The organism is Paraburkholderia graminis C4D1M (assembly GCF_000172415.1).
GTDB classification, from domain to species: Bacteria; Pseudomonadota; Gammaproteobacteria; order Burkholderiales; family Burkholderiaceae; genus Paraburkholderia; species Paraburkholderia graminis.
Genome location: NZ_ABLD01000007.1, coordinates 167,949 through 189,432, shown reverse-complemented (window position 1 = coordinate 189,432; position 21,484 = coordinate 167,949). Strand labels below are relative to the sequence as shown.

The 21,484-nt window shown below is 63.8% G+C and carries 20 protein-coding genes; 15 read left to right on the top strand and 5 right to left on the bottom strand.

All coding sequences use genetic code 11. From position 1 onward, the window contains the following. Positions 1 to 59: 59 nt before the first annotated feature. From ggt to ppk2, 3 genes are all read left to right on the top strand, one after another. Positions 60 to 1,793 (top strand): gamma-glutamyltransferase, encoded by a 1,734-nt coding sequence (gene ggt / locus BGRAMDRAFT_RS14975; RefSeq protein WP_006049613.1) that lies wholly within the window; start codon positions 60 to 62, stop codon positions 1,791 to 1,793. A gap of 164 nt (positions 1,794 to 1,957) precedes the next feature. Then, complete coding sequence (locus BGRAMDRAFT_RS14970) at positions 1,958 to 2,398, top strand: VOC family protein (RefSeq protein WP_006049612.1); 441 nt, start codon at positions 1,958 to 1,960, stop codon at positions 2,396 to 2,398. Between the two features lie 108 nt (positions 2,399 to 2,506). Further along, positions 2,507 to 3,433 (top strand): polyphosphate kinase 2, encoded by a 927-nt coding sequence (gene ppk2, locus BGRAMDRAFT_RS14965; RefSeq protein WP_006049611.1) that lies wholly within the window; start codon positions 2,507 to 2,509, stop codon positions 3,431 to 3,433. Between the two features lie 177 nt (positions 3,434 to 3,610). On the opposite strand, the gene BGRAMDRAFT_RS14960 is transcribed toward ppk2, so the two are convergent. Further along, positions 3,611 to 5,197: an inorganic phosphate transporter gene (locus tag BGRAMDRAFT_RS14960; protein ID WP_006049610.1), complete on the bottom strand. Its 1,587-nt coding sequence runs from the start codon at positions 5,195 to 5,197 to the stop codon at positions 3,611 to 3,613. Positions 5,198 to 5,412: 215 nt separating this feature from the next. On the opposite strand from BGRAMDRAFT_RS14960, the gene BGRAMDRAFT_RS14955 reads away from it, so the two are divergent. Together BGRAMDRAFT_RS14955 and BGRAMDRAFT_RS14950 are read left to right on the top strand one after the other, a co-directional pair. Next, entirely contained in the window at positions 5,413 to 6,294 is an 882-nt protein-coding gene (locus tag BGRAMDRAFT_RS14955; protein WP_006049609.1) for a CHAD domain-containing protein, read from the top strand. Positions 6,295 to 6,382: 88 nt separating this feature from the next. Then, a complete protein-coding gene (locus BGRAMDRAFT_RS14950) occupies positions 6,383 to 7,957 on the top strand; it encodes a GGDEF domain-containing protein (protein WP_006049608.1) in 1,575 nt (524 codons plus the stop codon). A 34-nt stretch (positions 7,958 to 7,991) separates the two neighbouring features. Here BGRAMDRAFT_RS14950 and BGRAMDRAFT_RS14945 read toward each other — a convergent pair whose 3' ends face one another. Then, positions 7,992 to 9,068 (bottom strand): VTT domain-containing protein, encoded by a 1,077-nt coding sequence (locus BGRAMDRAFT_RS14945; RefSeq protein WP_006049607.1) that lies wholly within the window; start codon positions 9,066 to 9,068, stop codon positions 7,992 to 7,994. Positions 9,069 to 9,309: 241 nt separating this feature from the next. Between BGRAMDRAFT_RS14945 and BGRAMDRAFT_RS14940 the strand changes: the two genes are divergently transcribed. Then, the gene (locus tag BGRAMDRAFT_RS14940; RefSeq protein WP_006049606.1) at positions 9,310 to 10,215 is read left to right on the top strand and encodes a DMT family transporter; all 906 of its coding nucleotides are present in this window, start codon (positions 9,310 to 9,312) and stop codon (positions 10,213 to 10,215) included. 12 nt (positions 10,216 to 10,227) lie between these two features. On the opposite strand, the gene folE is transcribed toward BGRAMDRAFT_RS14940, so the two are convergent. Both folE and BGRAMDRAFT_RS14930 read right to left on the bottom strand, forming a co-directional pair. After that, positions 10,228 to 10,878 (bottom strand): GTP cyclohydrolase I FolE, encoded by a 651-nt coding sequence (gene folE / locus BGRAMDRAFT_RS14935; RefSeq protein WP_006049605.1) that lies wholly within the window; start codon positions 10,876 to 10,878, stop codon positions 10,228 to 10,230. 130 nt (positions 10,879 to 11,008) lie between these two features. Further along, positions 11,009 to 11,938, bottom strand: coding sequence for a LysR family transcriptional regulator (locus BGRAMDRAFT_RS14930; protein WP_006049604.1), 930 nt, complete (start codon positions 11,936 to 11,938; stop codon positions 11,009 to 11,011). 332 nt (positions 11,939 to 12,270) lie between these two features. Between BGRAMDRAFT_RS14930 and BGRAMDRAFT_RS14925 the strand changes: the two genes are divergently transcribed. The 5 genes from BGRAMDRAFT_RS14925 to pcaC all read left to right on the top strand — a co-directional run bounded on the left by BGRAMDRAFT_RS14925 (position 12,271) and on the right by pcaC (position 16,308). Next, positions 12,271 to 12,978 carry a 3-oxoacid CoA-transferase subunit A gene (locus tag BGRAMDRAFT_RS14925; protein ID WP_006049603.1) on the top strand — a complete coding sequence of 236 codons (708 nt, stop codon included), beginning with the start codon at positions 12,271 to 12,273 and terminating at the stop codon, positions 12,976 to 12,978. Positions 12,979 to 12,991: 13 nt separating this feature from the next. Further along, positions 12,992 to 13,651 (top strand): 3-oxoacid CoA-transferase subunit B, encoded by a 660-nt coding sequence (locus BGRAMDRAFT_RS14920; protein WP_006049602.1) that lies wholly within the window; start codon positions 12,992 to 12,994, stop codon positions 13,649 to 13,651. A gap of 91 nt (positions 13,652 to 13,742) precedes the next feature. Further along, positions 13,743 to 15,122, top strand: coding sequence for a 3-carboxy-cis,cis-muconate cycloisomerase (locus tag BGRAMDRAFT_RS14915; protein WP_006049601.1), 1,380 nt, complete (start codon positions 13,743 to 13,745; stop codon positions 15,120 to 15,122). A gap of 5 nt (positions 15,123 to 15,127) precedes the next feature. Continuing rightward, complete coding sequence (gene pcaD, locus BGRAMDRAFT_RS14910) at positions 15,128 to 15,919, top strand: 3-oxoadipate enol-lactonase (protein ID WP_006049600.1); 792 nt, start codon at positions 15,128 to 15,130, stop codon at positions 15,917 to 15,919. Further along, on the top strand, positions 15,916 to 16,308 hold the full coding sequence (gene pcaC, locus BGRAMDRAFT_RS14905) for a 4-carboxymuconolactone decarboxylase (RefSeq protein WP_006049599.1): 393 nt from the start codon (positions 15,916 to 15,918) through the stop codon (positions 16,306 to 16,308). The genes pcaD and pcaC overlap by 4 nt, the downstream gene beginning before the upstream one ends. Positions 16,309 to 16,402: 94 nt before the next feature. On the opposite strand, the gene BGRAMDRAFT_RS14900 is transcribed toward pcaC, so the two are convergent. Beyond that, positions 16,403 to 17,113 (bottom strand): TetR family transcriptional regulator, encoded by a 711-nt coding sequence (locus BGRAMDRAFT_RS14900; RefSeq protein WP_006049598.1) that lies wholly within the window; start codon positions 17,111 to 17,113, stop codon positions 16,403 to 16,405. A gap of 424 nt (positions 17,114 to 17,537) precedes the next feature. Between BGRAMDRAFT_RS14900 and BGRAMDRAFT_RS14895 the strand changes: the two genes are divergently transcribed. From BGRAMDRAFT_RS14895 to BGRAMDRAFT_RS14880, 4 genes are all read left to right on the top strand, one after another. Next, positions 17,538 to 19,130, top strand: a complete 1,593-nt coding sequence (locus tag BGRAMDRAFT_RS14895; RefSeq protein ID WP_006049597.1) for a hypothetical protein — start codon at positions 17,538 to 17,540, stop codon at positions 19,128 to 19,130. Between the two features lie 39 nt (positions 19,131 to 19,169). After that, positions 19,170 to 20,114, top strand: coding sequence for a UPF0280 family protein (locus tag BGRAMDRAFT_RS14890; protein WP_006049596.1), 945 nt, complete (start codon positions 19,170 to 19,172; stop codon positions 20,112 to 20,114). Beyond that, positions 20,090 to 20,680, top strand: a complete 591-nt coding sequence (locus tag BGRAMDRAFT_RS14885; RefSeq protein WP_006049595.1) for an amino acid synthesis family protein — start codon at positions 20,090 to 20,092, stop codon at positions 20,678 to 20,680. Before BGRAMDRAFT_RS14890 ends, BGRAMDRAFT_RS14885 begins: the two co-directional genes overlap by 25 nt. 67 nt (positions 20,681 to 20,747) lie before the next feature. Beyond that, a complete protein-coding gene (locus BGRAMDRAFT_RS14880) occupies positions 20,748 to 21,332 on the top strand; it encodes an amino acid synthesis family protein (RefSeq protein ID WP_006049594.1) in 585 nt (194 codons plus the stop codon). Positions 21,333 to 21,484: the final 152 nt, after the last annotated feature.

The following is a 21,484-nucleotide window of genomic DNA, read 5'->3' as shown; positions in this document are numbered from 1 at the left end:
ATAAGCCCAAGGGAACTGTCGTTATCGTCAGGTGAAACAGTCGTCTTGGGGGATTAACAATGAGGTTGTTCCGCAACGCCAGATCGTCGGCCAGCGTGTTCGCACTGGCCACTGTGTTGTCTGTTTCCTTCGGCTTTCTCGAGGCCACGCCGGCCGTCGCGAAGCCGCCCGTCAAAGCGCAGCCCGCGGTTCTCACCGCGTCCGCCATCGCGGTCGCGGACGAGTACAGCGCGGATGCCGCCGAACAGATTTTCAAGGAAGGCGGCAATGCGGTCGATGCCGCGGTGGCCATCGCCTTCACGCTTGCCGTGACTTATCCGGAAGCGGGCAACATCGGCGGCGGCGGTTTCATGACGCTGTACGTGGCCGGCAAGCCGTACTTTCTCGACTATCGCGAGCGCGCGCCGCTGGCGGCAACGAAGAACATGTATCTCGACGATAAGGGCGAGGTCATCAAGGGCATGAGCCTGTACGGTTATCGCGCGGTGGGCGTGCCCGGCACCGTCGACGGCATGTGGCAGGCGCAGCGCCGCTTCGGCAAGCTCAAATGGAAGCAGGTGCTGGCGCCGGCCATCCACTATGCGCGCGACGGCTTCGTGGTCAGCGAGCAATTGCAGGAGCGCCGCGATGCGGCGGCCAAGGAATTCGCCGGCAAGACGAACTTCGACACGTACTTCGGCAACATGAAGCAGGGCGTCAACTTCAAGCAACCGGATCTCGCCGCCGTATTGCAGCGGATTTCCGATCAGGGCGCGAAAGATTTCTATTCCGGCAAGACGGCTGATCTGATCGCCGAGTCCATGCGTGGTCACGGCCTCATCACCAAGGCCGACTTGCAGCAGTACAAGGCCGTATGGCGTCAGCCAATTCAGGCCGACTGGAAAGGCTACCGCGTGTACACTGCGCCGCCTCCGAGCTCGGGCGGCATCGGCCTCGTGCAACTGCTGAAGATGAAAGCCGATCGCGCGGACGACTTCAAGGATGTGCCGCTCAATTCGCCGCAATACATTCATCTGATCGCGGAAATCGAAAAGCGCGTATTCGCGGACCGTGCGCAATATCTCGGCGATCCGGACTTCTACAAGGTGCCGGTCGCGCAATTGACCGACGACGCCTACATCGCGAAGCGCGCCGCCGAGGTCAATACGGAAACGCCGTCGGACACGAAGAGCGTGCAGCCGGGACTCGGCACGTCGATGCCGGAGAAAGCGGAAACCACGCATTTCTCGGTCGTCGACAAGTGGGGTAACGCGGTGTCGAACACGTACACCGTGAACGGTTACTTCGGCTCGGGCGTGGTCGCCGATCGCACGGGTATCGTGCTGAACGACGAGATGGACGACTTCTCCGCGAAGCCGGGCGTCGCCAACATGTTCGGCGTGGTGGGCAGCGACGCCAATTCGATCGAACCGAAGAAGCGCCCGCTTTCGTCCATGAGCCCGACCATTCTGACGAAAGACGGCAAGGTGTCGCTTGTGATCGGCACGCCGGGCGGCTCGCGCATCTTCACGTCGATCTTCCAGGTGATCAACAACGTCTACGACTTCAATATGCCGCTGCCGGAAGCGGTCGCCGCGATGCGTTTCCATCATCAGTTGCTGCCGCCGAACACGATTTTCTGGGAGCCGTATATGCCGATCGACGGCGAGCTTGCAAAGGCCGTCGAAGCAAAGGGCTATACGCTGAAGGCGCAGAATTTCAACGGCGACATTCAGGCGATCAAGATCAACGACAACACGCCCGAACCGGCAGCCGATCCGCGTGGCCGTGGCGTGACGCGGATTATCCAGTAAGCGTTGTGCGGATTGTGTGAGCGGTGCATGGGTTGAGATGTGCCGCTCACAATTAACGGAAGACCTCGCGCTCGAAAGAGCCCGGGGTCTTTTTTTCGTGCCGTGTGAGACACTTTCCGGTACTCGCGAGCCATTCGCGGCCGCTACCCAGGGAGTGAGCCACCATGAATCTGTCTGCGACGCCTTCCGACGTGCCTGCACCATCGTCCGATGCCGAGCCGCGCATCGAGTCGCTCAGCGCGATTACGCTCGCCACCGGCGACATGCGGCAAGCGGTGCGCTTCTATCAGGCTCTTGGCTTCCCGCTCAAATTCGGTGGAGAAGACGCGGCGTTCACGTCGTTCGAATTCGGCGGAACGTATCTGAATCTGATCGCCGATCCGCGTGCGCCGGTGAATTGGTGGGGCCGCGTCATCGTCTATGTGTCCGATGTCGACGCGGTTTATCGCAAGGCGCTGGCGGCGGGCTTCGAGCCGTCGTTGGAGCCGTCGGATGCGCCTTGGGGCGAGCGCTATTTTCATATCAGCGATCCGGACGGCCACGAACTCAGCTTCGCGAAACCGTTGCGCGACGCGCGGGCGTCGGCGAAAAACTCGCTATCATGAAACGGCTGAACGGTAACACGGCTGACACCGGGCGCACCGATAATCGGGCGCGTCCGCGTCGCGCTTGCCGCCGCGCGCCCGATCATTTCCGTCGCCAGGAGAGCCGCAATGAAAGAGCAGGACCCGAGACCCGAAGCCGAGTTGCTGACTGAGCGGCAACGCCGTTTCGAGGAGGACCTCATCGACGCGTACGACGAGGAACTCGAGATGGAGGTCGACGACCGCATACTCGACGGTTCGGAAGCCTTCACGCCGGAGAACCGCGAAGCACGCAAGATGTACTTCCGCGAGTTGTTCCGCCTGCAGGGCGAACTGGTCAAGCTGCAGGACTGGATCGTGGAGACGGGGCATCGCCTTGTGGTCATTTTCGAAGGACGCGATGCCGCGGGCAAGGGCGGCGCGATCAAGCGCATCACGCAGCGGCTCAATCCGCGCGTGTGCCGCGTCGCGGCGCTGCCGGCGCCGAACAACCGCGAGCGCACGCAATGGTATTTCCAGCGCTATGTGTCGCATCTGCCGGCCGGCGGCGAGATGGTGCTGTTCGATCGAAGCTGGTACAACCGCGCGGGCGTCGAACGCGTGATGAATTTTTGCACCGACGACGAATACGAAGAGTTCTTCCGCTCCGTGCCGGAGTTCGAAAAGATGCTGGTGCGCAGCGGCGTGCAGATCGTCAAGTACTGGTTTTCGATCACCGACGAAGAGCAGGAAATCCGCTTTCAAAACCGCATTCACGATCCGCTGAAGCAGTGGAAGCTCAGTCCGATGGATCTGGAAAGCCGGCGCCGCTGGGAGGCCTATACGCAGGCGAAGGAAGTGATGCTGCAGCGCTCGCATATTCCCGAGGCGCCGTGGTGGGTCGTGCAGGCCGTCGACAAGAAGCGCGCGCGGCTGAACTGCATCCAGCATCTGCTGAACCAGGTGCCGTATCACGAGATCGAGCATCCGCGTGTCGAACTGCCGGCGCGTGTTTATCACGACGAGTACAGCCGCCAGCCGGTGCCGGCTTCGATGATCGTGCCTGAGGTTTATTGAGGGGGGAGTCGATTACGTGCGCGCGATCGACTCAGAAGCGCGCGCCTTTTAATCGACTCATGATTTGAGGCGAATGCGGGCCTTAATCGCCTCAAATCTCATCAGTATCATGTCGGCGCCTTCAGACCGCAGCAGCGGCGCTAAACCACTGCGGTCTGAGCGAAGCTGCATAACACCTCAGAACACCGCCCGAAACACCCAATACAATCCCGCCGCGAGCGCGATCGAAACCGGCAGCGTCAGCACCCACGCGAGCACGAGGCTGCGCACCGTCGCCCATTGCAAGCCCGAGCCGTTCGCGGCCATCGTGCCCGCCACGCCGGAAGACAGCACGTGAGTCGTCGAAACCGGCAGACCGTACATGTCGGCCGCGCCAATCGTCATCATCGCGACCAGTTCGGCGGACGCGCCCTGTCCGTACGTCAAATGCTGCTTGCCGATCTTCTCGCCGACAGTCACGACGATCCGCTTCCATCCGACCATCGTGCCCAGGCCCAGAGCAATCGCGACCGCGACCTTGACCCACGTCGGAATGAACTTGGTGGCGTGATCCGTTTGCGCCTTGAAGTTGTCGATGGCCTTCGCGTCTTCCGGGGCGAACGCCGGTTGCTTCGCCTTGTTCATCAGGCGGATCGCTTCCGACGCGACATACATGTTGTTGCGCACGTTATCGACGATGCCTTGCGGTACGCCGGCCATCGAACCCGAGGCGCCGACCTGCTGCGCGATCACGTCCGTCAGTTGTTTTAGCGCGGGCACGGTTGCAGGCGTGAGTTGATGCGTGCGCACATACGCTTCGACATCGGCGCGCGGATTGGCCGACGGCGGCGCGCCGTTCGTATAGCGCGCAAGCGCGGCCGACGTTTGCTGGGCGACCGCGACGAAGGTCTGCGTTTCGGCGGGCGTGACGGCCTTGTTCAACGCATACGCCGTCGGCACGGTGCCGATCAGGATCAGCATGATGAGGCCCATGCCCTTCTGGCCGTCGTTCGAACCGTGCGCAAACGAGACGCCCGTGCAGGTCAGAATCAGCAGGCTGCGAATCCAGAACGGCGGCGGCTCCTTGCCCTTCGGTTCGGCGTAAAGCGCGGGCACGCGCACAACGGCTTTGAGGATCATCAACAGCAGGCCGGCCGCGAGAAAGCCGATGAGCGGCGAAAACAGCAGCGACTTGCCGACGCCCAGCGCCTGGTTCCAGTCCACGCCACTCGTGCCGCTCGCGCCATGCATCAATTGATTCATCAGGCCGACGCCGATGATCGAGCCGATCAGCGTATGCGAGCTCGACGACGGCAAGCCGAAATACCAGGTGCCGAGGTTCCAGATGATCGCGGCAATGAGCAGCGCGAACACCATCGAAAAGCCGGCGCTGCTGCCCACTTGCAGAATCAGTTCAACCGGCAGCAGTTGCAGAATGCCGAACGCGACCGCGCCGCTCGACGTCAGCACGCCGAGAAAATTCCATGTGCCCGACCACACCACCGCGAGATTCGGCGCGAGCGAATGCGTGTAGATGACGGTCGCCACCGCGTTCGCGGTATCGTGAAAGCCATTGACGAATTCGAAGCCGAGCGCGATCAGCAGCGCCACGCCGAGCAGCAGATACGGCAGGATGGAACCTTCGCGCACGGGTTGCAGGTCGCCCACGAGCTGCATGCTGCAATAGCCGATGCCGACTACGATCACGGCGAGGAAAACCACGAGGCCAAGATTGCGCCCCTTGCCACTGACCCCGCTCGATTGCGGGTATGAAAGCTCCGGCATGACGTGTGCCCCTGGAAGAATGTCGCGGAACCACCGATCCTGCTGGGCGCGTGTGTCGGTACGATGACAACGGCCGGCGCTCGCACAGAAGGGCTCGCACCTGACGACGCTGGCGGATCGCGCCTCGGTTTTGCCGCTGCGCGGCAGGGTGCTAGCGGCATGCGGGAATCTTTTTTGCTACGCTGGAAACGCGCAGCACTTTCCAGGGAGCTTCAATGAAGCGCGACGGTCACAAGGAAAACCGCAAAGCGGACGCAGGCGCCGCGGCCAGCGGTTCCAACGCGAGCGAGCCGACGGCGCAGGCGGCGTTTGCATCGTATGCGGCTCCGCTCGTGAGCGACGCGATCGCGTACGCCAATGCGGTGCGCGACGATCCATCGCCCGAAGCGCTGCACAAACTCCGCGTTTCGCTGCGCCGCTTGCGTTCGTTGTGGTGGGCCTTTGCGCCGCTCCTCGAAAAGGGCGAAAACACGCGGCAACGCGCGCTCTACAAGTACCTGGCCACGGCGGCCGGCAAGACGCGCGACTGGGACATCCTGATCGAACTGATCCGGCATGAAGACAGTGGCGCGGGCAGCGTCGCGCCGACGCTCGAGAAAGCGCGCGGCGATGCGCTCACAACGAGCCGCGAAACGCTGACGAACGCGGACGTCAAACATCTGCTGCGGGACGCGTTGACGAGCGCATCCACCGACATCAATACCGCACATGAACGCGTGCCGCTGCGCAAGTTTGCCAACAAGCGGGTCGCAGCGTCCGAGCGTTCGCTGATGAAGCGCGCGAAACGCGCGCGCCACGCAAAGCGCTCGAACTACGCGGCTTTTCACGACGTAAGAAAGGCCGGTAAGAAGCTCCGCTATCTGCTGGAGTTTTTCGAGCCGGTGTTGAGCGGCAGCCATAAGCGCACGCTCAAGCGTCTGAAGCAGGTACAAAAACGTTTCGGGACACTAAACGATATCGTCGCAAGCGAAGTATTGCTGCGCGACAACGCCGGCCTGTTCGCCGGCTCGGGCGACGCAGCGGACGTGCTGCAGTGGCTGCACAAGGAGCGCAAGCGCCGGATGCGTTCGGCAGCCGGGCTGCTGCGCAAACTGTGACGCGCGAAGGTAACGCGCGAAGGTAAATAACTCATAACGGCCCGATGTCGATTCATGCGGGCCCGCTTGCAACGGAGGCAACGCGCAGGTGGCACATCGAGCGCATTGGCAGCGACGGCGCTGGCGCAGAAATTTGCGGCACGGAGCAGCCGGCGTCGCGCGTTACGTGGGCAATCATCCGGTGCTCGCGGGTCTGGCCGGCACGCTGGTCGCCGTCGCGATGGCGGGCCTCACGCTGCTCACGCTCCTCAACGGCCGCGCCGACGCGCTCGACCATGCGCGCGAGACGTCGCAGAATCTCGTCTCGATCATTTCCAGCGACCTCGAAAGGAACGTCGAGATCTACGCGCTTTCGTTGCAGGCGATGGTGGACGGCGCCGAGCATCATCTGAGCGCGGATCTGCCGCCCGACCTTCAGCGAGCGGTGCTGTTCGATCGCGCGACCACGGCCGCGTATCTCGGCGGCGCATATGTCGTCGGTGCGAAGGGCGAGGTGATCGCGTCGCAAAGCGGCGAGATCAGCCCGACCGTTCGCTTCACCGACCGCGACTATTTCGTCGTGCATCAGCGCAATCCGGCAGTGGGACTTTATCTGTCGCATCCGTTTCGCTCGCGCTTGCGCGACGGCAAGTTGTCGATAGGTCTGACGCGGCGTATCAATGACGAAAACGGCGGCTTTGCCGGCGTCGCATTGCTCGCGATCCGCATCGAGTATTTCCAGCGTCTGCTCGACCGGATCAGCGTGGGCCAGCACGGCTCCGTGTTCATCGCGATGGACGACGGCACGCTGATCGCGCGCAAGCCGTACTCGCCGCGCGACATCGGCGCGAGCATCGCCGGTTCGCCGACTTTCCTGCGCATGGCCGCGCAGCGCGACGGTTCGTATGTGGCGCGCTCCGCCGTCGACGGTGTGCAACGCATGTTCACGTTCGTGCATGTGCCGGGCACGCCGCTGATCGCAGCCGTCGCGCCCGCCGTCGACGACGTGCTCTCGCCGTGGCGCCACCGCGCGATGATCGTCGGCGCGCTGACGCTCGCGTTCGGCACGGTGTTCGTGATCGTGTCGTGGCTGCTGGCGTTTGCACTGCGCGACAAGCTGCGCGCGCAGGCCGCGCTGATGCGGCTCGCCGCGACCGATCCGCTGACCGGTCTCAGCAATCGCCGCGTGCTCGACAACCGGCTCGACGAGGAATGGCGACGCGCGCGGCGCACGGGTCAGCCGCTGTCGGCGCTTTTCATCGACATCGATCATTTCAAGCGCTTTAACGACACCTACGGCCATGCAAGCGGCGACGACGCGCTCAGCGCCGTGGCCGAATGCATTTCGTCGACGGTGCGCCGTGCCGTCGATCTGGTCGCGCGCTATGGCGGCGAAGAGTTTGCCGTGATTCTGCCGGACACGTCAGCCGATGGCGCCGCTGCCGTGGCCGAAAAGATTCGCCGGAACGTGCAGGCGCAGGACATCTTGCATGGCGGCGACGGCAGCGTGGCGGTCACGGTGAGCGTCGGTTGCGCGACGATGGTGCCCGCGCAGGGAGCGAACGCGCTCGATCTGCTGGCCGCCGCCGATCGGCAGCTTTATCTCGCGAAGGCGGCGGGACGCAATCGCGTTTCTTGCGGACGCTCGGCGGTGGGATCGGTGGCGGCGGACTCGCCGTCGTAAGCGAGACGACGCTCGGCCAACGCGCCGACGTTGCTCATGCGTTGGCCCTGCGTCGCGGCGCAAAACCGCGCAGCGTCACGGCGTTGTCCGCGGTGCGTGCATTGTCTGCGTCGCTGCCCGATTCGGCGTGCGAGTGCTCGAGCTTGCCCGTCGACGGCTCATCGGCGAGCAGCAAGCCCACCGGAAAACCGCGCCGCTGCCATGCATCGAGTCCGCCATGCAGCGCGCGAATCCGCGTATAGCCGTAGTTGCGCATCCGCACGCTGATCTCGGCGGCGGTGGCGCTGTCCGGGCATACGCAGTAGATCACCATGTCGTAGGCGCGCAGTGCGAAGTCGATCTGTTCGGGCGAGTGCGGATCGAGTGCGAGCGCGCCGGGAATCGGCGACGCGGCGTCGAGCGCCGCGCTTTGCGGGCGGGCGTCGAGTACCTTGGGCGTCGGCTTGCGGCCCGATGCGTGCGATCGTCGGCCATCCGCGTCGGCATCGCCATCGGCGATGAGAGCGGCCTCACGCCGCGCCCGCCGCTGCATCACGAGCCGGTACGCGAGATACAGCAACGCGACGGCTATCAGCAGGTCGATCACGGTCCCGCCTTGTGCTCTGACGAACGCGAACAGCATGTGCAACTGCCGCTCCGCCGCCGCGCCGCCCAGCAGCCAGAACGTGGCCCACGCCATCGCGCCGGTGAGGTCCCACAGCGCATAGATGCGGGCGTCGACGGCTGTGGTGCCCATCAGCGGCGGCGTGACCAGCGCGAGGCCAGGCACGAACTTCGAGATCGACACGAGCGGCACGCCGAAGCGCTCGAACAGCGCGCGCGCCTGTTCGACGCGGGCATCGACGGCAGGCAGCATCTGGCCAAGCACGCGGATCAGCTTGCGGCCGTAAAGACGGCCCGCGGTGAACCAGACGCCGTCACCAATCAACGCGCCCAGCACGGCCGCGGAGAGCACCGGCCAGAACGACAGGTTGCCCGCGGCAATCGCGGAACCGGCGAACAGCAGAACGGGGACCGCGGGAATCGGCACGCCGAGGCGCGTCAACAGCACGTTGACGAAGACAATCGCGCCGCCCCAGGTGGATACCGCCGACGACGGAAACTCGACCAATTAAGCGGCTCCTGTTTGTTGTTGGCAAGTTGGCTGCGCCGGTATTGCCGGCTGCCTCGCCCGACGCCTACGCAAAGCCTGTTCCCGCACGGCTTCGCATGCTTCCTTCGCGTGCTTCGTCAATCAGGATACTCGATGGATCGCGCACGCGGCCATCGCGCGTCGGTCTGCAATTTCGTTCAAGACCTGCGCGCGCCGCATGCTTAATCTGCGTGCTGGTCCCTTGTCCTGGAGAAGCACGATGAATTCACGGTATGTCGGCTACATCTGCTGCGCGCTCGCGATGATCGGCGTCGGCAGCACGGTGGTGGTCAGCAAGTCCATTGCGGCCGGCTTGCCGCCGTTCAGCGCGACCGCGCTGCGCTTTGCGATTGCGTTCCCATTGTTCGTGCTCGTGATGCGTTGGCGCGGCGTGCGCTGGCCGCGCCTCGACCGTCGCGACACCGCGCTGGTGATCGCGCAGGCCGCAGCGGGCAGCGTCGGCTATACGGTGTTGCTGATCAGCGGCATGAAGTTCGCTTCTGCCGGCGATGCCGGCGTGATCGCCGGCACCTTGCCCGCGGTATCGGCGATGGTGGCCATGCTCGCGTTGGGCGAGCGCCCGTCGCCGGCCCTGCTCGGCGCGATCGTTCTGGCGACAGCGGGCGTGCTTGCGTGCACCGTGTATGCCGGCGACAACGCCGCGCCGCACGCGGGCGGCTCTATTGTTGGAAACCTGCTGGTGTTCGCGGCGATCGTCTGCGAGGCGCTGTTCATTCTGCTCAATCGCAAGCTGCGCACGCCGGTTGCACCGCTGCCGCTGTCGGCGTTGATGTGCGGCATCGGCTTCGCGGTTTCGATCGTGCCCGCCTGCTTCGAGCGAGCCTGGAACATGCCGATCGACGCCGCGGCTCTCGGCGGCGTGCTGTATTACGCGCTGGTGCCGACGGTGGCCGGTTTCGTTCTCTGGTATGAAGGCGCGGCGCGCGTCAGCGGCGCGGAAGCCGGCCTGATGACCGCGCTCGTGCCGGTCAGCGCGTTGGCGTTGGCCGCGCTGCTGCTGCGCGAGCCGGTCAGCGCGGCGCAGCTTACGGGCGTGGCCTGTGTGCTGGGCGCCGTGATGCTCGCGACGTTCGGACAATCGCTCGGCGCGCGGAAGATGGCGTGATGGACTCCGCGCTTACGTGTTATGCACCGCCACCGCGCCAGGATTGCCGACGATCGACAGAAACTCGCGCCGCGTGGACGGGTCCGTGCGGAACGTGCCCAACATGCGCGACGTGACCATCGTCACGCCCGCCTTATGCACGCCGCGCGTCGACATGCACTGATGCGAGGCTTCGAGGATCACGCCGACGCCCTCCGGTTGCAGCACGTCGTTCAGCGTATCGGCGATCTGCACCGTCATCTTTTCCTGAATCTGCAGACGCTTCGCGAATGCGTCGACGAGCCGTGCGAGCTTCGAGATGCCGACCACGCGATGTCCCGGCAAATAAGCAACATGCGCGCGCCCGATAATCGGCACCATGTGATGTTCGCAATAGCTTTCGAAGCGGATGTCCTTCAGCACGATCATCTCGTCGTAGCCGTCCACTTCGGAAAACGTGCGGGCGAGAATCTCGCGCGGGTCGATCTGATAGCCCGCATAGAACTCCTCATACGAGCGCACGACGCGCGCCGGTGTGTCGATGAGCCCTTCGCGCTCCGGGTTGTCGCCGGCCCAACGCAGCAGCACGCGAACCGCTGCTTCCGCTTCCTCGCGGCTCGGGCGGCCATTCGCGGCCTCGGTTGCATTCGTGGCTGTGGTTTGTTCTGTCTTGCTGCTGGTCATCCGTCGCTCCTCCGCGATCGCGCGTCGACCTCGAGTGGAGTGGAGCGCGCGGGTTCATGAGTACAGCCATTGTTCCATGTTTACGGCATAACGTGCCGATGCCCCTTCAGGCGTCGCGGAGCTGACGGTTTCATTTCGGCCACTCGTCGAGCGCGTCGTTGAAGAGTTCCGCGACCACGCCGCGCAGCCAGGTGCCGCGCGGATCGTTATGAAACTTGCGATGCCAGTGCTGCCGCAAATCGAAGCGCGGCAGCGGCAGAGGCGGTTCGACGAGCGTGATCGACGCATGCTCGGACACATACGCGAAGCCGATCGCGTGCGGCACCGTGGCGATCAGGTCCGTGCGCGCGAGGATGAACGGCAGGCTCATGAAATGCGGCGTTTCCAGCACCGCGCGCCGCTTGATGCGCTTTTTCACGAGGTACTGTTCGAGGACTTCCTGGCTGCGTCCTTCGGCGCGCACCACCGCATGTCCCGACGCGACATATTGCGCGAGCGTGAGCGGCGCTTTTGATAGCGGATGACCGGTGCGCATCAGGCAAATGAACCGGTGCGTGAAGAGCCGCTGCTGAAAGAAGTTATTGCCCGACAGATCGGGGAAGTAACCGACCGCGAGATCGACATCGCCCGATTCGAGCCCGCGTTCCACATGCGAGGGCGGCAGCGACACCGAACGCAGATTCGCGTGCGGCGCGCGCTCGGCGAAAAGCTGCAAAAGCCGCGGCAAAAACACGATTTCGCCGACGTCGGAAAGCGCGATCGAAAAGGTATGCGTGCTCGTGTCGGGATCGAACTCCTGCGCGTCGAGCATGCCTTTTTCGATTCGCAGAAGCGCGTCGCGCGCCGCGGGCAGAATCGCCAGCGCGCGCGGCGTGGGCTCCATGCCTTTGGACGTGCGCACGAACAGCGGGTCGTCGAAATATTCGCGCAGCCGGCCGAGCGCCGTGCTCACGCGCGGCTGGCTCACGCCGAGCTGCTCGGCCGCGCGGCTCACGTTGCGCGTGTCCTCCATCGCAACGAGGTAGGGGATCAGGTTCAGGTCAAGGTTCGTGTCCGACATGCTTTTCGACGAGGGTCGCGTGGTGCTGTTCGTATTCGATGTGTCGATAAAGGGTAGCGGAAGAATCGTCGAACGCGATAGTGGGGTTTTCTTTGCTGCCGATCAGAATCGGCGGCTCGCGACGGCCAGGTGGCGCGCACTTCGCCTTGCGGGAACCTATGATTAAGGGAAAAGTCCGCGCCTTGACAATGCGGCGCAAGCGCAACCATAATCTTCGAATCGTTCGCTAATCGAATCAGTGTTCGCTATAAGAACATTGCAAGGTTCGCGAAACAGCGCCGACAACGCGATGGCGAGCCCGACGCGCGTAGCGCCTCTCAAGGAAATTCGACATGATCAACAAGATTTTCGAGTCACTTCAATCGGCCGTCGCCGATGTCCACGACGGCGCGACCGTCATGATCGGCGGCTTCGGCACGGCCGGCATGCCGTCGGAACTGATCGACGCGCTGATCGAGCAGGGCGCGCGCGAACTCACCATCGTCAACAACAACGCGGGCAACGGCGACATCGGCCTCGCGGCGCTGCTGAAGGCGAAGCGCGTGCGCAAGATCATCTGCTCGTTTCCGCGTCAAACCGATTCGTATGTGTTCGACGCGCTCTATCGCGCCGGCGAAATCGAACTCGAACTCGTGCCGCAAGGCAATCTGGCCGAGCGCATCCGCGCGGCCGGCGCGGGCATCGGCGGATTTTTCACGCCGACCGGCTACGGCACGAAGCTCGCCGAAGGCAAGGAAACGCGTCTGATCGACGGCCGGCATTACGTGCTCGAGTCGCCGCTTCACGCGGATTTCGCACTGATCAAAGCGTATAAGGGCGACCGCTGGGGCAACCTCGTTTATCGCAAGACGGCTCGCAACTTCGGGCCGATCATGGCAAGCGCCGCAAAGACCGCCATCGTGCAAGTGTCGGAAGTGGTGCCGCTCGGCGCGCTGGACCCGGAAAACATCGTGACGCCGGGCATTTTCGTGCAGCGCGTGATCGAAGTGCCGCAAGCGGCACATGCCCCGCAACCCAATCCGCGCGACGCCGCAGCCTGAACCGGAGACCGACATGAAGAAACTGACCCGCGATGAAATGGCCAAGCGCGTCGCACTGGATATTCCGGAAGGCGCGTATGTGAACCTCGGTATCGGCGTGCCGACGCTGGTGGCGAACCACCTCGCCGCCGACAAGGAAATCTTCCTGCACAGCGAAAACGGCCTGCTCGGCATGGGCCCGGCGCCCGCGAAGGGCGAGGAAGACGACGAACTGATCAACGCCGGCAAGCAGCACGTCACGCTGCTGACGGGCGGCGCGTTTTTCCATCACGCCGATTCGTTTGCGATGATGCGCGGCGGCCACCTCGACTTCTGCGTGCTCGGCGCATTCCAGGTCTCGGCGAAGGGCGACCTGGCGAACTGGCACACCGGAGCGCCCGACGCGATTCCGGCGGTCGGCGGCGCGATGGACCTCGCGATCGGCGCGAAGCAGGTCTACGTGATGATGGAGCATCTGACCAAGCAGGGCGAAAGCAAGATCGCCGCGGAATGCACGTATCCGGTGACGGGCGTCGGTTGCGTCGACCGCATCTACACTGATCTCGCGATGATCGACGTGACCGACCAGGGCCTCGTCGTGCGCGAGATTTTCTCGGACATCGACTTCGATGCCTTGCTGAAGCTCACGGGCGTGCCGCTGATCGACGGCACGCAGGCGGCGCGGGCGGCTTAAGCGCGCTGACAACTGCGGGCACTGTGACGCGCAACGCGTCATACTGCCCGCAGTGCTACATTCACCAGATCATCCGATCATCGACGTCATCATGCTCGACTCCAGCGGCCGGCTCACCGGCCTTCTTTGCGGCACGCAGCCGATGAACGACATCTGGGCGCCGCGCGCCACACTGCAACGGATGCTCGACGTCGAAGCGGCGCTCGCGCGCGCTTCGGCCGCGCACGGCGTGATTCCCGCAGCGGCCGTCGCGGCAATTGAAGCCGCGTGTCATGCGGATCAACTCGACGCCGACGCGCTCGCACGCGACGCCGCGCTCGGCGGCAATCTCGCGATTCCTCTCGTCAAGCAACTCACCGCGCGCGTGAAAGCCGCCGACGCGCAAGCATCGAAATACGTGCATTGGGGCGCGACGAGCCAGGACATCATCGACACGGCGACGGTCCTGCAACTGCGCGACACCTTCGATTTGCTCGACAGCGGCTTGCAATCCACCTGCGACGCCATCGCGAAGCTCGCGGCCACGCATCGCGCGACGCCGATGATCGGCCGCACGTGGTTGCAGCAGGCGTTGCCTATCACGCTCGGTCTCAAGTTCGCGCAATGGCTCGACGCATTGCTGCGTCATCGCGAACGGCTCGACGCATTGCGCGCTCGCTCGCTCGTGCTGCAATTCGGCGGCGCGGCCGGCACGCTCGCGAGTCTGCGCGATGCGGCGCCGCAGGTCACGCAAGCGCTCGCGCAGGAACTCAGTCTTGCGGTGCCCACTTTGCCGTGGCATACGCAGCGCGATCGCATCGCTGAAACGGCATCGTTCTTCGGCATGCTGATCGGCACGCTCGGCAAGATCGCGCGCGACATCTCGCTGCAAATGCAAACGGAAATCGACGAACTATCGGAACCGGCCGCGGCCGGCAAAGGCGGATCGTCGACGATGCCGCACAAGCGCAATCCGGTCGGCTGCGCGGCGGTGCTCACGGCGGCCACGCGCGCGCCGGGGCTCGTCGCCACAGTGTTCGCGGGCATGGTGCAGGAACACGAGCGCGCGCTCGGCGGCTGGCAAGCCGAGTGGGACGCGTTGCCCGATCTCGCGCGGCTCGCGGGCGGCGCGCTTGCGAACATCGGGCAGATCGCGAGCGGACTCAACGTGAACATGCCGCGCCTGGCCGCGAACCTCGACGTCACGCATGGCCTGATTCTCGGCGAAGCGGTGATGCTCGCGCTCGGCGACAGCATCGGCCGGCTCGACGCGCATCATCTGGTCGAGAGCGCGTCGAAGGCGGCGATCCGCGAAGGGCAGACGCTTTTGGACGTGCTCTCCGCGGACTCCGCCGTGACTCAGCATCTTTCTGTCGAGCGCCTGAAGCAACTGCTCGATCCCGCTCAATACGTCGGCCAGGCGCACGCTTACGTGGATGCGGCGCTGGCGCTTCATACCGCGCGTTCGCAGCGCGCCACTTCGAAGGAGTAACCGGCATGCCATACGCCGCAGTCAACGGCACCGAGCTTCACTATCGGATCGACGGCGATCGTCACGGCAGCGCGCCGTGGGTGATTCTGTCGAATTCGCTCGGCAGCGATCTGTCCATGTGGACGCCGCAAGTCGCGGCCTTGTCGAAGCACTTTCGCGTGCTGCGCTACGACACGCGCGGTCACGGGCATTCGGAAGCGCCGAAAGGACCGTACACGATCGAACAATTGGCGGGCGACGTGCTCGGCCTGATGGATACGCTGAAGATCGCGCGCGCGCATTTTTGCGGCGTGTCGATGGGCGGACTCACGGGCGTCGCGTTGGCCGCGCGTCATGCGAGCCGCTTTGAGCGCGTCGTGCTCGCGAACACGGCGGCGCGCATCGGCTCGCCGGAAGTGTGGGTGCCGCGCGCCGCGCGCGCTCGCACGGAAGGCATGCAGGCACTCGCCGACGCGGTGTTGCCGCGCTGGTTCACGGCGGATTACTTCGAGCGCGAGCCCGTCGTGCTTGCGATGATTCGCGACGTGTTCGTGCATACCGATAAGGAAGGCTACGCGTCGAACTGCGATGCGATCGACGCGACCGATCTGCGTCCTGAGACGCCTGGCATCAAGCTGCCGGTGCTCGTGATCAGCGGCACACACGACGTGGCCGCGACGCCCGCGCAAGGCCGCGAACTGGCGCAGGCGATTCCGGCCGCGCGTTACGTCGAACTGGACGCCTCGCATATTTCGAACATCGAGAAGGCCGATGCGTTCACGAAGGCTGTGATCGATTTTTTGACGGAGCCCAAATGAACGACGAAGACCGCTACGAAGCCGGACTCGGCGTGCGCCGCGCGGTATTGGGCGACGCGCATGTGGACCGCTCGCTTGCGAACCGCACCGAGTTGACGGAAGAGTTTCAGAACTTCATCACGCGTTATGCGTGGGGCGAAGTGTGGACGCGCGAAGGTTTGCCGCGGCACACGCGCAGCCTGCTCACGATTGCGATGATGGTCGCGCTCAATCGCAGCGAAGAACTCGCGCTGCATTTGCGCGCCGCAAAAAACAACGGCGTGACGCGCGAGCAGATCAAGGAAGTGCTGCTGCAAACCGCGATTTACTGCGGCGTGCCGGCGGCGAACTCGGCGTTTCATCTCGCCGATAAGCTGTTCCGCGAAGACGATGCGGCGGCGAAGACTTGAGGGTTTTGCTGTGGCGATGGTTTGATGAAGAAACGCGCGCCTGTGCTACGGCGCGCGTTTTTTATTGGGCGGCTCTCTCTCTTGAGTGCTTTACTTATGCCTCCGTGTCCGCACTCAAGCTCGCATTCGACGCGACCTCAACCGGCAATTGCAGACGCACCGCGCGCAACACCGTGTCTTTGATCACTTCACGCCAATGCGCGAGCGCTGCCTTGTCCATCAGCGCTTCGCCGAGAAACGCGCCTAACGTGTACTGATTGGCGTTATAAAAATAACCGAGCGACGCGATCATCAGATACACGTCGCGTGCTTTGACATCCGCGCGAAAAACGTGCTGCGCCTTGCCTGCGTCCAGCAACTTCTGCACGACTGAAATCGCATAGCCGGAAATCTCCTTCAGCTTGGACGACTTCTTCGCATGCTTGCCTTGATGCAGATTCTCGCTCGATAGCAGCGTGACGAACTCAGGGTGATCGAGGTAGTACTGCCAGACGAATTCGACCATTTGTTCGAGGCCGTGAACCGGGTCTTCGAGGTCGAGGTCGAGTTTGCTTTCCGCTTCGTTGAACTGCGTGTAGATGGTCTCAAGCACTTCGACGAACAACTGCTCCTTGCTGCCGAAGTAGTAGTAGATCATGCGGTCGTGCGAGCGCGCGGCCTTCGAAATGCTTTCCACCCGGCCGCTCGCATAGCCCTGCTTCGCGAAGACCTTGATTGCCGCTTTCAGAATCTTGGCGCGCGTGTCCTGTGCCTGTTTCGCACGGATGCCCGTGGCGCCCGGCTTGCGGCCGGCAGTGGAATTCATGGCGATCTGGTATCTCTTCGTTGGCGTGTTGAAGGGATTGAACTCTCTTGCGCGCGCTTCGTTGGAATGCAGGCATCCTCATCATACCGTGCGCATTGCAGACTGCCGAGTCTCTTTCTAGCGATGCACGGTGAACTGCTTCGGCGTAAATTGAATCTTTGTGACGAGGCCGCGTTCAATGTTCGAGTCAGCGTTTGAATGCGGCGGCGCACCATCCGCTCGCCGGCCGGAAACTCATTGCGCAGTCTATTTTGATCGGGTAGATTTCAGACAGCTTTGGTGTAGCGAATACTACACGAACGGTAAGTGACCGCAACATGGAATCATGCGTGGAAACAGGCGAGTCACGCGAAAGTGCCCTGAAACAAGGGCTATTCGTCAGCCGGGCAGGACCGATTGTGATGTCGTCGTATGGAACCCCACTATGACAGAACATACGAAGGTCGATTTCGGTGCGGAACGCGTCGACGGCGATATCGCCTCGACGCCCGGTCCCACCGTGCTCGAGAAGGCGGCGCCGCGCAGCGAGCGTATGGCGTCGAACAAGATCGAATGCAATGCCTGTCCGGTGCTGTGTCAGATCTCCGAAGGGCGCACCGGCGCATGCGATCGCTATGCGAATGCGGACGGGCGGCTGATTCGCGTCGACCCTGTCGTATTCCTGTCGCGCTCGCAAGCCGATAGCACAGATGCCCTGGTCGAATTCGGCGCATCTCAAGAAGAAGCGCGAGACGATACGGCCGACGCCGCGCTCTTCGTCACGGGCGTGGGCGCATCGTCCACCTATCCCGACTACAAGCCCGCGCCTTTCATCGTTGCCTCGAAGCTCGACGACGTCGACATGGTCACGGTCGTCACCGAAGGCATCTTCAGCTATTGCAGCTTCAAGGTCAAAATCGACACGGACCGCTTTCTCGGACCCGAGCAGGCGAACGTGCGTTGCCAGGGCGAGATCGTCGGCCATGTGACGACGGCGGAATACGGTTCGCAAATGTTGAGCCTCGGCGGCGTGCATCATCTGACTGGCGGCAGCAAGAAAGAAGGCCGCGTGACCTGCGACATGATGCTTGCACTCGGCAACAAGCAGGCGGTTGAACTCAGCATAGACGGCGGCGCGAGCCTCGTGGTGCGCGCGGGCGCGGCGCCAGTGGTCGACGGCGTCGAGGAACGGCGCATGCGCGTGGGCTGCGGTTCCGCGACCATCGGCATTTTCGCGAAACAATGGTTCGGCCATGTCGATGAGGTCGTGGTCGTCGACGATCACATCACTGGCGTCTTGACCGAGCATCAGGCGGGGCGCTGCCTCGGCATGACGCGCTCGGGCATCAAGATTCGCGGACGCAAATCGACGCCAGGACGCTATTTTCAGGTGGCCAATCCAGGCATCGGTTGGGGCGGCACCGACATACAAGACCCGCTCGCGATTATCGAAGGCTTCGATCCCGCTGTCGCTCAACCCGGCATGCGTCTCCTGATGGTGTCGACTACCGGCGAGCACGCGCAGTGGTATGAACTCGATCATGAGCTCGTGCCGCGCGTCGCGGCGATGCCCGATGCGGTGCGCCGCACGGTGGAACGCATCGGCGAAAACTGCGAGCCGTCGCTTGCCACGGTGCTGTTTCTCGGCGGCGCGGGCGGCAGTCTGCGCGCGGGCGCGACCGAGAACCCCGTGCTGCTCACGCGTGCGATCAAGCAGCAGCTCGTGAACGTGACGTGCGGCGGCGCGCCGGCTTATGTGTGGCCAGGCGGCGGCATCACCGTGATGGTCGACGTGTCGCGCATGCCCGACCGTTCGTTCGGCACCGTGCCCACGCCGGCGATCGTCGCGCCGATCGAATTCACCATGACGTATGACGCTTATCGCGATCTCGGCGGCCATCTGGATGCGGTGCGTTCGTTGGAGAGCGTGCTCGCGAATGGTCCCGAACATACGGAAGGCGCGCCGCTCGCGCGTCGAACGTTGGCGCGCAATCCGGACAATCCGTGGCCGCCCGCCATGCCGCCGATGCTGGGCTAACCGACTAACGCGGCTAACAATTCGGCCCACAACCACGCGATGAATCCAACCCGCACCCGTATCGACGCGACGCGCTGGCATTGGCAGCATGGCCCGATCGATCTTATCCTCAGCGCCGACGGCGAACCTGCCGCGCTGCAAGCCGCATATGAAGCGTGCTGGACGCGTTTCGTCGATGTATTGCCCGAGCTGGTCAGCGAACTCAAAACGCTTCGGCAACCCGTGCGCGCCGATGCACCGCTCAACGAATGCCCGTTGCAAGGCCGCGTGGCGCGCAGCATGTGGGCCGTGTGCCATCCGCATCGCGCGCGCTTTATCACGCCGATGGCAGCCGTTGCAGGCAGCGTCGCCGACGAACTGATCGATGCATTCAAACGCGAAGGCGTGTCGCGCGCGTTTATCAACAATGGCGGCGACATCGCGTTTCATTTGACCGAAGGCCAGCAATATCGCGTGGGCGTGTTCGCGGATCTCTCGCAGTGGCTCACGAAAGCGCAGCGTTCAAACGGCGATACGCTCGACGCTAACCTCACAATCGACGCAAGCATGCCGATTCGCGGCATCGCGACGAGCGGCTGGCGCGGCCGCAGTTTCAGCCTCGGCATTGCCGACAGCGTGGCCGTCCTCGCAGGCGACGCGGCGAGCGCGGACGCGGCCGCGACGATGATCGCAAACGCGGTGAACCTCGATCATGCGGGCATCGTGCGAAACCCGGCTTCGTCGCTGAAGGACGATACCGATCTGGGCGATCGGCTCGTGACCGTGGATGTCCCTGCGCTGCCGCAACCGCTCATCGACTTCGCGCTTGCTCGCGGCGTGGAAGCCGCGCGGCGCTTGGTCCAGCGCGGCCTGATAGAAGGCGCCGCGTTGTTCCTGCAAGGACGCGTGCGCACGGCCGGCATGCACGGCACACACGCGTTGCTGACGATGCATCGCGCTCACTCAACAACGGAGGCTCCGTGTTCGAAATACGCCGCGTGCTGACGCACGTCGAAGACATCTTTCACGAGTTCGGCCCCGCGCCGGCAGAGCCTTTAAGGCGCGGCGCAATCGCCGCCGTGATGACGAACCCGTTCGCCGGCCGCTACGAGCCGAACATCGAACACGCGATGGAAGCGCTCAAGCCGATCGGCTTCGACATGGCGCAGCGTCTGCTCGCGGCGATGGCGGTGCCGCATGCGTCGATAGAAAGTTATGGCAAGGGCGCGATTGTCGGCTCGCGCGGCGAACTCGAACACGGCGCGTTGTGGCATGTGCCGGGCGGCTATGCAATGCGCGAACTGCTAGAAAAGAACGGCGTGCCGACCAACGCAATCGTGCCGTCGACGAAAAAAGTGGGCGCGCCGTCCACCGCGCTCGACGTGCCGCTCACGCATGTCAACGCGAGCTATGTGCGCAGTCACTTCGACGCAATCGAAGTGCGCGTGCCAGGCGCGCCCGCCGCCGACGAAGTGGTGTTCATCCTCGTGATGAGCACGGGACAGCGCGTGCATGCGCGCGTCGGCGGGCTCGCCAAAGAGGCGATTGTGGGCAAGGACGGCTTGCGCTGAACCACGCTGCATGTTCACTGAAGGTCGCTGAAGGTCGCAACGCATACATCGAATCTCGGAGAGCGAAATGGCAATCAGGCTTCGCAAGCTGGTCGTGCAAGTGGACGAAACCCGCATTGAAATGGGCCAGAACATCGATCCGCCCGCGCGCCGCGCGGTGGCGATCGCGGTGATCGACAATCCGTATGCGGGCCGCTATGAAGCGAAGCTCGACGCGCTGATCGACGCCGGCGAGGAACTCGGCGCGCTGCTCGGCAAGCGCTGCGTCGAGGCGCTCGGTATCGAACCCGGCGAAGCGCAGAGCTACGGCAAGGCCGCGATTGTCGGCGAGGCGGGCGAACTCGAACACGCGGCCGCGATCTTGCATCCGAAGCTCGGCGCGCCGCTGCGCGCAGCCGTCGAAAAGGGCGCGGCGCTCGTGCCGTCGGCGAAAAAAATGGGCACGCTCGGCACGGCAATCGACGTGCCGCTCGGCCACAAGGACGCCGCTTTCGTGCGCAGTCATTTCGACGCCATCGAGGCGCGCGTGTCGGACGCGCCGCGTGCCAATGAAATCGTCGTCGCGGTCGCGGTGACGGCGTCGGGCCGGCCGCTGCCGCGCATCGGCGGCTTGCAGGCGAACGAGATCAAGGGCGAGGATGGTTTGCGCTGAGGTGTGCATGCATTTGTTTCGCGCGTCCCCACAAGGGATTTCTTTCAGGTAGTGTGCTGCCGTTGATGCGTGCGAGCACGGTGCCGCACGCGCCGCAACGTCTGCTGGCCGAGTGGCATGCGCATGTCGCGTGCGGGCGGTCGGCAAGCTGC

Excerpts from the sequence above, each read along its gene's own strand:
- ggt (WP_006049613.1), top strand. The coding sequence starts at position 60 with ATGAGGTTGTTCCGCAACGCCAGATCGTCGGCCAGCGTGTTCGCACTG.
- BGRAMDRAFT_RS14970 (WP_006049612.1), top strand. The coding sequence starts at position 1,958 with ATGAATCTGTCTGCGACGCCTTCCGACGTGCCTGCACCATCGTCCGAT.
- ppk2 (WP_006049611.1), top strand. The coding sequence starts at position 2,507 with ATGAAAGAGCAGGACCCGAGACCCGAAGCCGAGTTGCTGACTGAGCGG.
- BGRAMDRAFT_RS14960 (WP_006049610.1), bottom strand. The coding sequence starts at position 5,197 with ATGCCGGAGCTTTCATACCCGCAATCGAGCGGGGTCAGTGGCAAGGGG.
- BGRAMDRAFT_RS14955 (WP_006049609.1), top strand. The coding sequence starts at position 5,413 with ATGAAGCGCGACGGTCACAAGGAAAACCGCAAAGCGGACGCAGGCGCC.
- BGRAMDRAFT_RS14940 (WP_006049606.1), top strand. The coding sequence starts at position 9,310 with ATGAATTCACGGTATGTCGGCTACATCTGCTGCGCGCTCGCGATGATC.
- folE (WP_006049605.1), bottom strand. The coding sequence starts at position 10,878 with ATGACCAGCAGCAAGACAGAACAAACCACAGCCACGAATGCAACCGAG.
- BGRAMDRAFT_RS14930 (WP_006049604.1), bottom strand. The coding sequence starts at position 11,938 with ATGTCGGACACGAACCTTGACCTGAACCTGATCCCCTACCTCGTTGCG.
- BGRAMDRAFT_RS14925 (WP_006049603.1), top strand. The coding sequence starts at position 12,271 with ATGATCAACAAGATTTTCGAGTCACTTCAATCGGCCGTCGCCGATGTC.
- BGRAMDRAFT_RS14920 (WP_006049602.1), top strand. The coding sequence starts at position 12,992 with ATGAAGAAACTGACCCGCGATGAAATGGCCAAGCGCGTCGCACTGGAT.
- BGRAMDRAFT_RS14915 (WP_006049601.1), top strand. The coding sequence starts at position 13,743 with ATGCTCGACTCCAGCGGCCGGCTCACCGGCCTTCTTTGCGGCACGCAG.
- pcaD (WP_006049600.1), top strand. The coding sequence starts at position 15,128 with ATGCCATACGCCGCAGTCAACGGCACCGAGCTTCACTATCGGATCGAC.
- pcaC (WP_006049599.1), top strand. The coding sequence starts at position 15,916 with ATGAACGACGAAGACCGCTACGAAGCCGGACTCGGCGTGCGCCGCGCG.
- BGRAMDRAFT_RS14900 (WP_006049598.1), bottom strand. The coding sequence starts at position 17,113 with ATGAATTCCACTGCCGGCCGCAAGCCGGGCGCCACGGGCATCCGTGCG.
- BGRAMDRAFT_RS14895 (WP_006049597.1), top strand. The coding sequence starts at position 17,538 with ATGACAGAACATACGAAGGTCGATTTCGGTGCGGAACGCGTCGACGGC.
- BGRAMDRAFT_RS14890 (WP_006049596.1), top strand. The coding sequence starts at position 19,170 with ATGAATCCAACCCGCACCCGTATCGACGCGACGCGCTGGCATTGGCAG.
- BGRAMDRAFT_RS14880 (WP_006049594.1), top strand. The coding sequence starts at position 20,748 with ATGGCAATCAGGCTTCGCAAGCTGGTCGTGCAAGTGGACGAAACCCGC.